This is a genomic window from Bradyrhizobium sp. USDA 3256 (genome assembly GCF_054058275.1).
In genome coordinates this window covers 4,157,323-4,170,992 of record NZ_JBSSAE010000002.1, presented here as the reverse complement: position 1 = coordinate 4,170,992, position 13,670 = coordinate 4,157,323, and the positions used below count along the sequence as shown (strand labels likewise).

The following is a 13,670-nucleotide window of genomic DNA, read 5'->3' as shown; positions in this document are numbered from 1 at the left end:
CTGCCGCACCTCGCAGGCTGTTCGGACCCCGATCCGCCGTGTAGGCTCGCGGTCTGCCGGCCAGCAATAAGGCCACATCCCGCAAATCTTAAGGGAACAAGCAGTCAAGGGAGACCGAAAGAACCGTCATGACCGATATCCGATACGTAGCACCGCGCACGCTTGACGAAGCGATTGGCGCATTTGCTGCCGCCGGGAGTGCCGCCCGCATTATGGCAGGGGGCACCGACTTATTGGTGCAAATGCGCTCCGGCCTGGTGCGGCCGGGACTGATCGTCGACATCAAGAAGATCGGCGAGATGACCGAGATTAGCGAAACCGCCGATGGCGGTTTCCGCGTGGGTGCCGCCGTCTCCGGCATGGAGCTCGCCGAGCATGCGCGCTTTGGCAAGGTTTGGCCCGGCGTGCTCGAGGCCGTGAACCTGATCGGCTCCAAGCAGGTGCAGGGCCGCGCCTCCGCCGGCGGCAATCTCTGCAACGGCTCGCCGGCCGGCGACAGCGTGCCGGCGATGATCGCGGCGGGCGCCGTCGTCACCGTGCAGGGTCCGAACGGCCGGCGGGACATGAAGGTTGAGGATGTGCCGGCCGGACCTGGCCGCACCAACCTCAAGCCGGGCGAGATCCTCGTCAGCTTCACCTTGCCGCCGCGGCCGAAAGGCTCGGGCGACGCCTACCTGCGGATGATCCCGCGCACCGAGATGGATATCGCGGTGGTCGGCATCGGCGTCAGCCTGACCTTGAAGGATGGCGTCTGCACCGCGGCCCGCGTCGGCCTCGGCGCGGTGGCGCCGACCGCGCTGCTGGTTGAACCGGCGGCAAAGGCGCTGATCGGCTCGAAGCTCGACGATGCTGCGCTCGAAGCCGCCGCTGCCGCGTGTCGCGCCGCCTGCCGTCCGATCGACGACAAGCGCGGCACCATCGCCTACAGGACCAAAACCGCCGGCGTGCTGCTCAAGCGCACCGCCGCGATCGCCGCCCAGCGCGCGGGAGGACACTAGCACCATGGCGAAACTGCACGTCATCACCTCAGTCAACGGCGAGCCGGTCGAATTCCTGTGCGAGCCCTACGAGACCATGCTCGACGCGCTGCGTGGGCAATTGGGGCTCACCGGCTCCAAGGAGGGCTGCGCGTCCGGCGATTGCGGCGCCTGCTCGATCACGCTCGACGGCCGCCTGGTCTGCTCCTGCCTGATGCTCGCGGCCGAAGCCGAAGGCCACGAGATCAGGACCATCGAGGGCATGGCGAGGGGCGAGAAGCTGCATCCGTTGCAGCAGAAGTTCCTCGAGCACGCCGCGCTTCAGTGCGGTATCTGCACCTCGGGCATGCTGGTCGCCTCCGAGGCGCTGCTCGCCAGGAATTCAAACCCGACCGAAGAGGAAGTCCGCTTCTGGCTTGCCGGCAATCTCTGCCGGTGCACCGGTTACGACAAGATCGTCCGCGCGGTGATGGAGACCGCTGCCGAAATGCGGGAGATGCGCCCATGAACGTCGTCAACAACAAATGGATCGGCCAGCGCACCATCCGGCCCGATGGCGTCGACAAGGTGACCGGCCGCGCGGCGTTTGCCGCCGACACCACTATGCCCGGCATGATCTGGGGCAAGGTGCTGCGCAGCCCGCATCCCCACGCCCGCATCAGGTCGATCAACACCGCCAAGGCCGAGGCGCTGCCCGGCGTCAAGGCGGTGGTCACCTCGCGCGACATCGTCGACTTCACGATCGAGAAGGGCGCGGTGATGCTCGGCATCCAGGACATGCGCTGGATGTGCCGCAACGTGATGGCGCGCGACAAGGCGCTGTTCCCCGGCCATCCCGTCGCCGCCGTCGCCGCGACCACGGAGGCGATCGCGGCGGAAGCCTGCAAGCTGATCGAGGTCGACTACGAGGTGTTGCCCTGGGCGATCGAGATCGACGACGCGCTGAAGGCGGATGCGCCGATCCTGCACGAGTTCAACAGATTCGACGGCAAGCCCTCGAACATCATGGGCCGTCTCGAATCCAGGAAGGGCGACATCGCGCAGGGCTTCAAGGATGCTGAAGTCGTCATCGAGCGCTCCTTCACCACGCGCCCGGTGCATCAGGGCTATATCGAGCCGCATGCCTGCCTGATCTCGGTCGCGGCCGACGGCAAGACCACGATCTGGTCGTCGAGCCAGGGCCAGTTCATGGTGCGCGCGATGACCTCGATGCTGACCGGCATCCCGCAGAGCGACATCCGCGCCATCCCCGCCGAGATCGGCGGCGGCTTTGGCGGCAAGACCATCGTCTATCTCGAGCCGCTCGCGACCTTGCTCGCCAGGAAATCCGGTCGCCCGGTGAAGATGGTGATGACCCGCGAGGAGGTGATGCGCGCCACGGGGCCGACCTCGGGCTCGAAGAGCACGGTGAAGATCGGCGCCAAGAAGGACGGCACCATCGTCGCCGCCCATGGCAGCTTCTATCTGCAGGCCGGCGCCTTCCCGGGTTCGCCGATCCGCGGTGCAGTCGGATGCAGCTTCGCGCCCTACGACATCCCGCATGTGCTGTCGGAGGGGTTCGACGTCTGCTCCAACCGCTCCAAGGTCGCGGCCTATCGCGCGCCGGGCGCGCCGATCGGCGCCTATGCGGTGGAGTGCGTGCTCGACGAGCTTGCCGAGGCGCTCAAGATGGACCCCTTAGCGCTGCGGCTGAAGAATGCGGCGAAGGAAGGCACCAAGGCGGCGCACGGCCCGGTGTTCCCGCGGATCGGCTATATCGAGACGCTGGAAGCCGCGAAGAACCATCCGCATTATGCCGCGCCGCTCGGCAAGCTGCAGGGCAGGGGCGTCGCGTCCGGCTTCTGGTTCAACGCCGGCGGTGAATCCTCCGCGCAGGTCAACATCACCGAGGACGGCAACGTCGTCGTCACGACCGGGCATCCCGATATCGGCGGCTCGCGCGCCGGCATCGCCAATATCTGCGCCGAACTGCTCGGCATCGACTACAAGCGCGTCTCCGTCATCATCGGCGACACCCAGACGGTCGGCTTCTCCAACCTGACCGGCGGCAGCCGGGTGCTGTTCGCCTCCTCGATGGTGGTGACGCAGGCGGCCGACAAGGTGATCGCGACCTTGCGCGAGCGCGCGGCGAAGCTCTGGGAGATCGACCCTGAAGCCGTGAAGTGGGAGAACGGTGCCGCGCATCCGGTGAGCCCGAATGCCGGCCAGTTCGAGCCGTTGACGCTCGCCGACCTCGCCGAGAAGGCGCCGTCGCAGGGCGGCCCGATCGGCGCCAGCGTGCAGCTCAACACGCAAGGCGCGGAGGGTGGCTTCGGCACACATATCTGCGACGTCGAGGTCGATGTCGATCTCGGCATCGTCCGCGTCATTCGCTACACCGCCGTGCAGGATGTCGGCCGCGCCGTGCATCCGAGCTATGTCGAGGGCCAGCTGCAGGGCGGCGTCGCGCAGGGCATCGGCTGGGCGCTGAACGAGGAGTACATCTACAACAAGGACGGCAAGGTCGATAATCCGGGCTTCCTCGATTATCGCATGCCGGTCTGCTCCGACACCTGCCGATGCTCGATTGCGCGCTGGTCGAGGTGCCGAACCCGAAGCATCCGCAGGGCGTCAAGGGCGTCGGCGAGGTGCCGCTGGTGCCTGTGATGGCCGCGGTCGCCAACGCCGTCCACAACGCGCTCGGCAAACGCTTCTACAGCCTGCCGATGTCGCCGCCGAAAGTGTCGGAGGCGTTGGATGCGCCGGCGCAGCAGGCCGCGGAGTAGGGAACGTAGGGCGGGTTGCGGTTGCGGTTCGCAAGCCGCCCTACGGTTCTATAGCGGTTGCCGGGTAGCCCGGATGAGCGAAGCGATATCCGGGGAGGTGATCCCGCATGTTGCGGAGCCCGTCATCGGGCCCACGTTCGTGCGACCCGTTGGCTCATCCGGACAACAGAACAGTTCCGTTCACCGCAGCTCCTTCCCCAACTGCGCCAACACCGTCTCGCAGGTCATCAGATCCAGGTGCCCGCCGCCGGCGTTCTTGAAGAAGGTGATGTCGCTATCCGACAGCCGGCCGGCGACGGTGCCGCGGGCAAGATCGTAGTGGTCGCCGAGCACGTCGCTCTCGGTGATCGCGCCGCTCGCGATCGGTTGCAGGATGTCGCCGACGCCGTCGAAGGCGGATTCGCGGCGGTCGACGAAGATGCGCGAACGCCGCGCCGCCTCGTCGTCGGACTCGCGGGTCTCCGGGGTGAAGCCGCCGACCAGGTCGAGATGGGTGCCGGGCCTTAAATTGGCGCCCTTGACCAGCGGCTCGCGCGAGCGGGTGCAGGTGGTGATGATGTCGGCCTCGCGGGTCGCGGCGTCGAGGTCGGTGACGGCCTCGGCCGCGATGCCGTCGGCTTCCAGCAGCGCGGCGAGCTCCTGGGCGCGGTCCACGGTCCGGTTCCAGACCCGCACCCGCTTCAGCTGCGGCCGCACGGTGCGGTGGCCGCGCACCAGCCAGCGCGCCATCTCGCCGGCGCCGACCACCAGCAGCGTCTCGGCATCCGGCCGCGCCAGGTGCTTGGCGCCGAGTGCGGAATCCGCGGCGGTCTTCCAATGGGTGATCTCGGCGGCGTCCATCACCGCGAGCGGACGCCCGTCATTGCCGTCGAACAGCACGCAGACCGCCTGCACCGCCGGCAGCTTGCCGTGGGCGAGGTTGCCGGGAAAGCTGGTGTAGAGCTTGGTCATCATGAAGCGGCCGGCATCGACCGCGCTGCGCGTCACCAGCTGCTGGCCTTTGTCGTCGCCGAGATAACCGTCGTGCACCGCGATCTTCGGCCGCCGGTGCGCGGCCTCGATCGCCTCGATCAGGACCGGAAAGCTCAGGACGCGGTTGACCTCGCTGTCGTCGACGATATGCACGTGGTATCTCCTCTGGAGCGCCCCTCGCGCTCTCGCCGGACGTCCCCCCAAACCTGTGCGGACTGGATAGCGCGTGGGGACGGCTAGTCAACCGGACATGCACCGCCGGGCGTCCCTTGCTATCCTGCGGACCTGATTCTCTCGCAGGTTCTCGCAAGCCGTGGTCGCATTCATCGTCGCCGTCCTGATCTTCATCCTGCTCGGCGGCGCCGCGCTTGCGACCATGGCGATCCATGCCCGGCTCGCCGATCATCACCGCAGCGACGAAACCAATACCTCGGTACGCTTGGTCGCGACGCTGTTCGTCACCATGCCGTCGCTGCTGCTCGGCCTGATGATGAACAGTGCCGCCAACACTTATGTCGCGGTCGACCGCAATTTGCATGTGTTCGCCACCGACATTATCCTGCTCGACCGCAGCATGCGGCCGCTCGGCCCGAGCGCCGACGAGCCGCGCAAGCGGCTGCTCGCTTATGTCGAGCAGGTGCTCAAGGATGTCCCGATCTCGCGGGCGAACGAGGTGTCCGAACATCTGCTCGACGAGGTCGGCAACAGCCTCCGTGAGCTCAGGTTCGACGACGAGCAGAAGGTCGCGCTGTGGAACGACGCGCGGTCGGTCTACCGGCAGGCGGTGCAGCAGCGCTGGACCTTTGTCGAGCAGTCCGACGGCTCGTTTCCGTCACCGCTGATCTGCATCCTGGTCGGGTGGCTGACGCTGATGTTCGCAACCCTCGGCTTTCGCGCGCCGCGCAACGCGGTGGTGATCTCGACCACCGTCGCTGCCGCGGCGCTGATCTCGGCCGCGATCTACTTGATCCTCGAAATGAGCACGCCGTTCTCCGGCCCGATCCAGCTCTCCGACCGCCCGCTGGTCCGCGCGGTCGAGGAAATCAAGCGGTAATGTAGCCCGGATGAGCGAAGCGACATCCGGGGCGGAGTCTCCCGCATGTCGCTGCGGTCATGCGGGCTACGGGAAGGTATCGGCACGCGCCTGCGGCTTTATTCCCCTCGCATTGACGGCTGTTTCGAAAATTCTTCGCGCGCCATCAGCGGAATAGTGCGCGCCCTCCGGCGTCCTAACGCATGCAAGCCATTTGCATTCGAACAGGAGACATCATGAAGACGTCGATCTCGCTCGCGCTCGCCACCGCCGTGTCGTTTGTGTTCGCCTCAGCCGCCTTTGCCGCGCCGCCGACCAAGACCGGAACCACCGCGAAAGGCTCCGTCCTCACCGACGCCAAGGGTATGACGCTCTACACCTTCGACAAGGATTCCGAAGGCAAGTCGGCCTGCAACGGCCCGTGCGCGACGAACTGGCCGGTCTTGAAGGCGGACGCCAGCGACAAGGCCGAAGGCGGCTACACCATCATCTCGCGTGACGACGGCTCCAAGCAGTGGGCCTACAAGGGCAAGCCGCTCTATACCTTCGCCAAGGACCAGAAGGCCGGCGACATCACCGGCGACGGCTTCCTCAACGGCGCCTGGCACCTCGCACAGCCCTGAGGCTTGCAGGTGGATTGAGGGTAGGGCGGGTTAGCGCAAGCGTAACCCGCCATCTCTCCGCGCGCGAAACATGCGGCGGGTTGCGCGGAGCCTGCCATCGGGCCGCCCTGCGGGCGGACCCGTTGGCTAACCCACCCGTCGATCGTGCCTGAGGCGACGATCGCGCCTCACGTCCTGCGCTTCAGCGCCATGCCCATGCTGATCCAGCTCACGCCGGCGCAGATCAGATCGACGCTGAGGAAGATGCCGAGCACGTAGAGGCTCGAGACCGGCCAGCGCGCCAGGATCATGGCGCCGAGCACCAGCGTGATCAGGCCGGAGATCGCGACCATTCCCCAGGGCGCTTCCGAGTTCATGCCGAAGGCGAGGAAGATGCGGACGATGCCCGACACCACCAGCGCGATGCCGAGGAACAGCGTCAGCGTCGCCGCGGCGAGCAGCGGGTTCTCGAAGGTGATGAAGCCCGCCACGACATAGAGCGCGCCGAGCAGCAGCCAGAACAGGAATTTGCCCCAGGTCTTGAACTGGAACGCGTTGATGATCTCGGCGACGCCGGCGACGATCATCATGGCGCCGACGAACAGCACGCTGACGACGGTGGCGAAGAAGACGCTGCCGAAGGCGAGCACGCCGGCGATCAGGTAGATCACCCCGAGGGCGACGATCCAGCCCCACTTGGCGCGGAGGTTGGAAAGCCCGGATCCGAGGCTGTGAGGAGGTGTGGCGGGTGAGCTGGACGCAGTGGACATCGTATCGCTCCCGAATACTTGATGAAACCATGCTACCATAGGTCAAGGCACGGACAAGGGCGGGTGCGCAGCTGGCACGAACTGCATGCTGGCACCAAAGGCGCCGCGACACGTTGATTCAGTTCGTCCGCTGTGTTGCCGCGCAGCATTCGTCGGTTTGACGACGGCCGGCCCGCATCGGACGATGGACTGTCCGGACCGCAGCGCAAGCGGTCCGGATCGCGCATCCACAGAGGAGGTCGACATGCCCGCCACGCACGACAAGGATCACGTCTACAAAATCCTGGAACTGGTCGGATCATCGGACAAGAGCATCGAGGCGGCGATCGAGAACGCCGTCAGCCGCGCGTCAAAGACGATCCGGGAAATGAAGTGGTTCGAGGTGGTGCAGACGCGGGGCCATATCGAGGACGGCAAGATCCGGCACTACCAGGTGGCGCTGCGGGTCGGCTTTACGCTGGAGTAGCGCGTTCAGGTCGCTTGCGCTTGCAGCCTGTACGATGGGTAGAGCCAACGGCGTACTTCGCTCGCTGTACGGGGAGAGGTGCGACAAATTAGCCCGATGGGCAACTCAGCATCATGTCGCGAGAACGCGAAGCTGTGTCCCCGTTTTCATCTGTCATCGCCCGGCTCGACCGGGCGATCCAGTGCGCCGCGGCTTCTCGGTGACGCACCGACGTCTCTGGAATACTGGATCATCCGCTTTCGCGCATGCGCGGGAGGCGACACTGCGTTGACGTCTTAAATCGAGAACCATCCTCATCGTCGTCCTGGCGAAAGCCAGGACCCATTACCCCAAATCTCGATTGTTGCGCGACGCTGGGGCCGCGACTCCGTTCGTTACCGAATTAGGTGATTATGGGTCCCGGCCTGCGCCGGGACGACGAATGGAAAGTGTCGTGCCCATCACCGTCGCGACAGCGGCGCGGGGGGCGGCGGGGCGGTGGCGCCGGCGGCGAGGGAGCGCTGCACCATCACGGTGTCGGACCAGCGGCCATAGCGATAGGCGACACCGGGCAAATGCCCGACGCGGGCGAAGCCGAAGCGGTCGTGCAGCGCGAGCGAGGCGGCGTTGTCGCTGTCGATGTAGCCGATCATCTGGCGGAAGCCGGCGGCGGCGCAGGTATCAATCAGCTCCTGCAGCAGCCGGCCGCCGACGCGCTGGCCGGTGAAGCGGTGATGCACATAGATCGAATGCTTCACCGTGTAGCGGTAGGCCGGACGCTTGCGAAACAGCACGACATAGGCATAGCCGACCACCTCGCCGTCACAGATTGCGACGAGGTGGGGCAGGCGGGTGTTGCGCAGATTCTTGCGGCGGTCGCGCAGATCGTCGGGCTCCGGCGTGCCGCTGTCGTCGACGCTCTCCTCGACGCCGCGGCGGATATGGTGGCGGTAGATCGACAGCATGGCGTCGACGTCGCCGTCGCGGGACGGACGGACGGTGATCTTGTGATCATTCTCCATTGTGTTGCGTCCGTTCGCCTATTCGGACACGACATAGGTGTAGAAGCGGACGCGGCCGGAGTCGTCGATCTCCTTGTAGATGCCCTGGACCTCGACCTCGAAGCCCGGGAACGCGTTGAAGCTCGCCTCGAACATCTTGAGATAATCGATCATCGGCTTGCTGCGTTCCGACAGCCGCTCGCCGGGCACAATGGTGGCGATGCCGGGCGGGTAGACAACGAACGGCGTCGCGGCGACGCGGCCGAAGATCTGGTCGATCGGCAGATAGTCGACATCGTTGCGGATCAGATATTGCGCTGCCTGGCGCGGCGACATCGCGATCTCGGGCAGATGCTCGGGCAGGAATTGCCTGGCCTGCAGCGTGCTGACGCCGCCGTCGCGGAAGAAGCGATGCATGTCGCCGCAGAGGTCGCGCAGCCGCACCCCGGCATAGCGGCCCGGACGGCGGCGGTAGAATTCCGGGATGACGTCCTCGAGCAGCGCGTTGTCGTCGTGCAGCTTCTTGAAGGCGACCAGCCCGGAGACCAGCGTGCCGGCCTTGCTGGCCTCGACGCCGGGCGTCAGCAGGAACAGCAGGGAGTTGAGGTCGTTCTTTTCGGCGACGATGCGGTTCTCCCGCAGATATTGCGCCACCACCGGTGCGGGGATGCCGTGATCGGCATAGGCGCCGGTGGCATGATCGAAGCCCGGCGTCAGCAATGTGAGCTTGTTCGGATCGGTCATGGCAAAGCCGGCCGTCAGCTCGGGGAAGCCGTGCCAGGTCTCGCCGGGATTGAGCTGCCAGTAGGACGGGTTGGTCGCGAGCTGGTCGGTCGAAATCGTCTCCCAGGCGACATTGTGCACGCCGTTCTCGCGCGCGACGTCGGGGATCATGACGCGATCCGGCACGAACGGCTCGAAGAACCAGCGCCGCTCGGGCCGCGTCTCCTTCTCCTCGAACTCGCGCTTCACCGCCCGGATCTTCTTGCGCAGCTCGATGCCGAGCCGGATCGTGTCGTCCCACAAGACTTCGCCGGAACGCCCCTTCATCATCTGTGCGCCGACATCGAGCGAGGCGAAGATCGGGTAGAACGGCGAGGTCGAGGCGTGCTGCATGAAGCTTTCGTTGAAGCGGCGGTGCTCGACCCGGCGCTTCTGGCCCTTGATGTGGCGGTCGCGGATGTGGATCTGCGAGGCCTGCGAGAAGCTCGCGAGCTGCTTGTGGGTCGATTGGGTCGCGATGATGCCGGGCGCCTCGGGGCCGAGATCGGACAGTCCCATGGCGAAGCGGCCGGCATAGATCGGGTGGAATTTCATGAAGCCGGCCCAGGCCTCGTCGAACAGGATGTAGTCGCAGAGATGGCCGATCCGCTTGAGGATCATCTCGGCCGAGTGGATGGTGCCGTCATAGGTGCACTGCTCGACCACGGCGACCCGGAACGGACGCTCCTTCTTCCAGGCGTTCTCGTCCTTGACCAGCGGGTGCTTGCGGATGTGGTCGCGTAGCGTGCCCTCGTCGAGCAGGTCCCAGCGCATCGGCCCGATCAGGCCCCAGGCGTTGCGCACCGTCGGCACGTAGACCGGGATGCCGCCGCCGATCAGCAGCGCGCCGTGATGCGCGGCCTTGTGGTTGTTGCGGTCGAACAGCACGAGGTCGCCGTCGGTGACCAGCGAGCCGAGCGCGACCTTGTTGGAGGTCGAGGTGCCGTTGAGCACGAAATAGGTTTTCTCGGCGCCGAAGATCCGTGCCGCCTCCTTCTGCGCCCGCAGCGCCGGCCCCTCATGGGTGAGGAGGTCGCCGAGGTCGAGCACGGAATTGTCGAGGTCGTCGCGGAACACGGCTTCGCCGAGATGTTCGACGAACACCCGTCCGATCGGACTGCGGCTGTAGAACACGCCGCCATTGTGCCCTGGGCAGGTCCAGAGCTGGTTGCCTTCCTCGGCATAATCGACCAACGCGCCGAAGAACGGCGTCTTCAAATTTTCGGCATATTGCTTCAGCCTGGAGATCAGGTTCTTGGCGATGAAGGGCGGGGTTTCCTCGGACAGGAACACGTAGCCGTCGATGAAGTCGAGCACCTCGACCGGCAGGTCCTCGAACCGCTTGCGCCGGATCAACAGGATGATCGGGAAGTCGAGGCCGCGCCGGCGCATCAGGTTGATCAGTGCCGCGGTCTTGCCTTCAAGGCCCTTCTTGCCCCAATCGACCACCATGCAGCCGATCGCGGCGTCGGTCTGCACCGCGATCTCGGCATCCTCCAGCTTGCGGGCACGGACCACCTCGAAGCCGGAGCGCTCGATCTCGGCGATGATCTGGTTGAAGCGGATGCCCTCGAGGTCGTCGGCCTCGAACACCGGCGCTGCGAACAGGAAGTTGAAGCGTTTGAAATAGTCCATGCGTGTCCCCGAACTGGTCCGGCGCTGACGTGTCGGCACAATTCATGACAGGCAGATGACAATGGGGCGGATGGAGGATCGAATACGTTGTTGGGGACGCAATCCCTCACTGCACGGCGTCAGCCCGTGGATATTCGAGCTGCATGGCGACGAAATCGGCCGTATCACGGCCATAGCGTGTTTCGATCCCGGCAAGCGCCCGGTCGAGCGCCTGCGCAGGCGGCGCGGTGCCGACCGCGGGCAGCAGACGATCTGCGGACCAATCCGGCGCCACGACTTGCGGATATACGCGCAGGCCGTTGCGTGTCGTCACGACGTCGCCGGTCGCGGCGAACGTCACGGCATGCGAGTGGTAGGTCCGCGACCAGCTGTCGGCGACCAGCGCCAGCGAGACCTCGTCGACGCCGCCGGCCAGCGCGAGGCCGAGCTGTTCCCGGTTCCAGAACGCCAGCGTGTTCCGGATGGCGGTCAGCGCGAAAGGACGCGTGAACTTGAAGGCGTTGCTGTCATGTCGCGCATCCCAACCCGGCAGGCCGATCTCGCGCGCGACGGCCTCGGCCCTGGTGCGGCCGGCGATCGCCTCGATCAGGGTCAGCGACATCGGCATCGACGCCGAAATCCCCGTCGTCGTCGCGACGCCGCGGTCGACCACGATGCGGCGGTCGGCGATGTACTGGATCTCGGGATGTTTGTTGCGCCAGTTCTTCACGTAAAACCAGTGCGTGGTGGCGCGCCTGCCGTCGAGCAAGCCGGTCGAGGCGAGCACCTTGGCGCCGGCGCAGATGGCGACGATCACAGCGCCCTTCTCCGCCTGCTGCCGGATCCATTGCATGACCGCCGGATCGTCGTCGCGGCTCATCGCCGGCACGATGACGTAGTCGGCGCCGTCGGGATGTGCGGTATCGAATGCGGCGATGGTCGCATCAGGCTCGACCTTCAGCACCGGGAACAGCGCGACCGGACCGGGTCCCGTCGCCAGCGTGACGACATCGGCAACATCGGCGCGCTTGAGGATGCCGTAGGGCATCAGGTAATCGGTGGTCTCGGTCATGTCGTTGATGCCGAGCATTGCGATCAGCGGGCGCGCCCGCTTCGGCGGCGTCAGCGCCGCGAGCGTTGCATCCTGCTCGGCCTTGGCGATCGGAGGCGGAAGGCGGAACGCCGATGTGGCGGGCAGGCTGAAGAGCCAGATGCCGCCGATGATTGGAACCAGCGCGGCAACGGCGATGCCGCTCCACGCGAGAAGCCGCCAGGTCATGATGATCGATCTCAAAATATCCGCGTGCGTCGCCCGGCACGCAAGCTACTCGCCGGTCACGTCGACCAAAACGGCGAAATTCCCGCAAAAACGGACACGCGAACAAAGCGGCTCGAAGGCATCGCCCGGACGAGCGACAGCGACATCCGGGGCGGTCCTTCCCCGCATGTCGCTCCGCTCATGCGGGCTACGCGACGCGCTCAGTAGACGAGGTTCGTACCTGGCGGCTTTTCCAGTGCCGCCGCCAGCGTCCGATACTCCTCGCAGTCGGTGCCACAGATCTCGGCGATCCGCTGCAGATGATACTGCGCCTGGTCGCGGTTTCCCTGTTCGATCTGCCACAGGCCGTAGTAGTTCCACGTCAGGACGTGGTTCGGATCGGCCTTGAGCGCACGTTCGTACCAGACTTGCGATTGCTTGTAGTCGCCGAGCTTGCGATAGGAATAGCCGATCAGGTTCGCGACGTTCGGCTGATCATCGCGGCCGAGTGCGTGCAACTGATCGATCGCGGCGGCGTAGTCGTTGCGTTCGTAGATTGTCGCATAGGCCGCGCGATAGCCGTCGCGGAATGCCGGGTCTTCGAAGCCGGACTGCTTGACGGGTTTCTTGACCTTGTGCGTGGTCTTTCTGTCCTTCTGCTGGGGATAGGACGGCGCGGGAGTGCCGTAGCTCGACCCGTATGGATCGCCACCACCACCACCGCCGCCACCTCCGCCAGCCGCGATGGCGGTCTGCGGTGGGAACAGAATGATCGGCGCTGTCAGAAATGCCGCAAGCATCATCGGTGACTTGATCATGTACGCCTCCCGATTTGACAAGGACAGTTATTGACCTGAAGCACTAACTCCCGATCGCGGGAGACATTCCGCGCGTTTTGAGAAATTGTTTGCCGAAGCGGCAATCGCACTGTCTCATCGGGACGTCGCGCTTTCACGTGCACGCCGGCTGAGCGTTTTGTTCACGCCATCGATATCGGAGTCGAAACTGACATCGGTGTCAGAATCAAACTCAAATGCCCAATGGCCAGCTGGACCCGCGGCAAGGAGGACGATCGATGATGAAAACGGACCTCGCCGAGATCTACCGCAACTACATTGCCTGTTTGAATCGCCAGGACTGGCCGCAACTCGGTCAGTTCGTTGACGAGGACGTGTGCCACAACGGCCGGCGGCTCGGGTTATCCGGCTATCGCGAGATGCTGGAAGGGGACTTTCGCGACATCCCGGACCTTCGCTTCAACATCGTTCTGCTGGTGTCGGATGCGTCCCATGTCGCAAGCCGGCTGGCGTTCGACTGTTCGCCGAACGGCGCATTCCTCGGTCTCGGCGTCAACGGCAAGCGCGTCTCGTTTGCCGAGAACGTGTTCTATGAATTCCGCGACGGGAAGATCGTGCAGGTCTGGTCGGTGATCGACAAGGCTGCGATCGAGGCCCAGCTATAGCGGCGGAGC

The 13,670-nt window shown here is 65.4% G+C and carries 14 protein-coding genes; 8 read left to right on the top strand and 6 right to left on the bottom strand.

Annotated elements, in window-relative coordinates; translation table 11 throughout:
• Positions 1-137 precede the first annotated feature (137 nt).
• From ACVWY5_RS21485 to ACVWY5_RS21470, 4 genes are read left to right on the top strand one after another with little or no spacing between them, the layout of a single operon-like run.
• Positions 138-998 (top strand): FAD binding domain-containing protein, encoded by an 861-nt coding sequence (locus ACVWY5_RS21485; RefSeq protein ID WP_028336137.1) that lies wholly within the window; start codon positions 138-140, stop codon positions 996-998.
• A 4-nt stretch (positions 999-1,002) separates the two neighbouring features.
• On the top strand, positions 1,003-1,485 hold the full coding sequence (locus tag ACVWY5_RS21480; protein ID WP_028336138.1) for a (2Fe-2S)-binding protein: 483 nt from the start codon (positions 1,003-1,005) through the stop codon (positions 1,483-1,485).
• Positions 1,482-3,623 (top strand): xanthine dehydrogenase family protein molybdopterin-binding subunit, encoded by a 2,142-nt coding sequence (locus ACVWY5_RS21475; RefSeq protein WP_456671694.1) that lies wholly within the window; start codon positions 1,482-1,484, stop codon positions 3,621-3,623. The genes ACVWY5_RS21480 and ACVWY5_RS21475 overlap by 4 nt, the downstream gene beginning before the upstream one ends.
• Positions 3,605-3,742: a hypothetical protein gene (locus ACVWY5_RS21470; RefSeq protein ID WP_456671693.1), complete on the top strand. Its 138-nt coding sequence runs from the start codon at positions 3,605-3,607 to the stop codon at positions 3,740-3,742. The genes ACVWY5_RS21475 and ACVWY5_RS21470 overlap by 19 nt, the downstream gene beginning before the upstream one ends.
• 180 nt (positions 3,743-3,922) lie before the next feature.
• On the opposite strand, the gene ACVWY5_RS21465 is transcribed toward ACVWY5_RS21470, so the two are convergent.
• Complete coding sequence (locus tag ACVWY5_RS21465; protein WP_028336140.1) at positions 3,923-4,867, bottom strand: ornithine cyclodeaminase family protein; 945 nt, start codon at positions 4,865-4,867, stop codon at positions 3,923-3,925.
• Positions 4,868-5,027: 160 nt separating this feature from the next.
• On the opposite strand from ACVWY5_RS21465, the gene ACVWY5_RS21460 reads away from it, so the two are divergent.
• Both ACVWY5_RS21460 and ACVWY5_RS21455 read left to right on the top strand, forming a co-directional pair.
• A complete protein-coding gene (locus tag ACVWY5_RS21460; protein WP_028336141.1) occupies positions 5,028-5,768 on the top strand; it encodes a bestrophin-like domain in 741 nt (246 codons plus the stop codon).
• A gap of 215 nt (positions 5,769-5,983) precedes the next feature.
• A complete protein-coding gene (locus ACVWY5_RS21455) occupies positions 5,984-6,370 on the top strand; it encodes a COG4315 family predicted lipoprotein (protein ID WP_028336142.1) in 387 nt (128 codons plus the stop codon).
• Between the two features lie 167 nt (positions 6,371-6,537).
• Here ACVWY5_RS21455 and ACVWY5_RS21450 read toward each other — a convergent pair whose 3' ends face one another.
• Positions 6,538-7,119, bottom strand: a complete 582-nt coding sequence (locus ACVWY5_RS21450; RefSeq protein ID WP_028336143.1) for an HdeD family acid-resistance protein — start codon at positions 7,117-7,119, stop codon at positions 6,538-6,540.
• Positions 7,120-7,363: 244 nt separating this feature from the next.
• Here ACVWY5_RS21450 and ACVWY5_RS21445 point away from each other — a divergent pair, with 244 nt between their 5' ends.
• On the top strand, positions 7,364-7,585 hold the full coding sequence (locus tag ACVWY5_RS21445) for a dodecin (protein WP_026192947.1): 222 nt from the start codon (positions 7,364-7,366) through the stop codon (positions 7,583-7,585).
• Positions 7,586-8,025: 440 nt separating this feature from the next.
• On the opposite strand, the gene ACVWY5_RS21440 is transcribed toward ACVWY5_RS21445, so the two are convergent.
• The 4 genes from ACVWY5_RS21440 to ACVWY5_RS21425 form a co-directional block, all read right to left on the bottom strand.
• On the bottom strand, positions 8,026-8,586 hold the full coding sequence (locus ACVWY5_RS21440; RefSeq protein ID WP_018272300.1) for a GNAT family N-acetyltransferase: 561 nt from the start codon (positions 8,584-8,586) through the stop codon (positions 8,026-8,028).
• A gap of 18 nt (positions 8,587-8,604) precedes the next feature.
• Positions 8,605-10,962: an Orn/Lys/Arg family decarboxylase gene (locus tag ACVWY5_RS21435; protein ID WP_028336144.1), complete on the bottom strand. Its 2,358-nt coding sequence runs from the start codon at positions 10,960-10,962 to the stop codon at positions 8,605-8,607.
• A 106-nt stretch (positions 10,963-11,068) separates the two neighbouring features.
• The gene (locus ACVWY5_RS21430) at positions 11,069-12,220 is read right to left on the bottom strand and encodes a DJ-1/PfpI family protein (protein WP_028336145.1); all 1,152 of its coding nucleotides are present in this window, start codon (positions 12,218-12,220) and stop codon (positions 11,069-11,071) included.
• Positions 12,221-12,420: 200 nt separating this feature from the next.
• On the bottom strand, positions 12,421-13,017 hold the full coding sequence (locus ACVWY5_RS21425; protein ID WP_038383260.1) for a tetratricopeptide repeat protein: 597 nt from the start codon (positions 13,015-13,017) through the stop codon (positions 12,421-12,423).
• A 257-nt stretch (positions 13,018-13,274) separates the two neighbouring features.
• Between ACVWY5_RS21425 and ACVWY5_RS21420 the strand changes: the two genes are divergently transcribed.
• Positions 13,275-13,661: an ester cyclase gene (locus tag ACVWY5_RS21420; RefSeq protein ID WP_028336147.1), complete on the top strand. Its 387-nt coding sequence runs from the start codon at positions 13,275-13,277 to the stop codon at positions 13,659-13,661.
• The last annotated feature ends 9 nt before the right edge of the window (positions 13,662-13,670 follow it).

Coding starts and splice junctions, on each gene's coding strand:
- ACVWY5_RS21475 (WP_456671694.1), top strand. CDS start 1,482: ATGAACGTCGTCAACAACAAATGGATCGGCCAGCGCACCATCCGGCCC.
- ACVWY5_RS21440 (WP_018272300.1), bottom strand. CDS start 8,586: ATGGAGAATGATCACAAGATCACCGTCCGTCCGTCCCGCGACGGCGAC.
- ACVWY5_RS21455 (WP_028336142.1), top strand. CDS start 5,984: ATGAAGACGTCGATCTCGCTCGCGCTCGCCACCGCCGTGTCGTTTGTG.
- ACVWY5_RS21480 (WP_028336138.1), top strand. CDS start 1,003: ATGGCGAAACTGCACGTCATCACCTCAGTCAACGGCGAGCCGGTCGAA.
- ACVWY5_RS21435 (WP_028336144.1), bottom strand. CDS start 10,962: ATGGACTATTTCAAACGCTTCAACTTCCTGTTCGCAGCGCCGGTGTTC.
- ACVWY5_RS21450 (WP_028336143.1), bottom strand. CDS start 7,119: ATGTCCACTGCGTCCAGCTCACCCGCCACACCTCCTCACAGCCTCGGA.
- ACVWY5_RS21420 (WP_028336147.1), top strand. CDS start 13,275: ATGATGAAAACGGACCTCGCCGAGATCTACCGCAACTACATTGCCTGT.
- ACVWY5_RS21430 (WP_028336145.1), bottom strand. CDS start 12,220: ATGACCTGGCGGCTTCTCGCGTGGAGCGGCATCGCCGTTGCCGCGCTG.
- ACVWY5_RS21445 (WP_026192947.1), top strand. CDS start 7,364: ATGCCCGCCACGCACGACAAGGATCACGTCTACAAAATCCTGGAACTG.
- ACVWY5_RS21425 (WP_038383260.1), bottom strand. CDS start 13,017: ATGATCAAGTCACCGATGATGCTTGCGGCATTTCTGACAGCGCCGATC.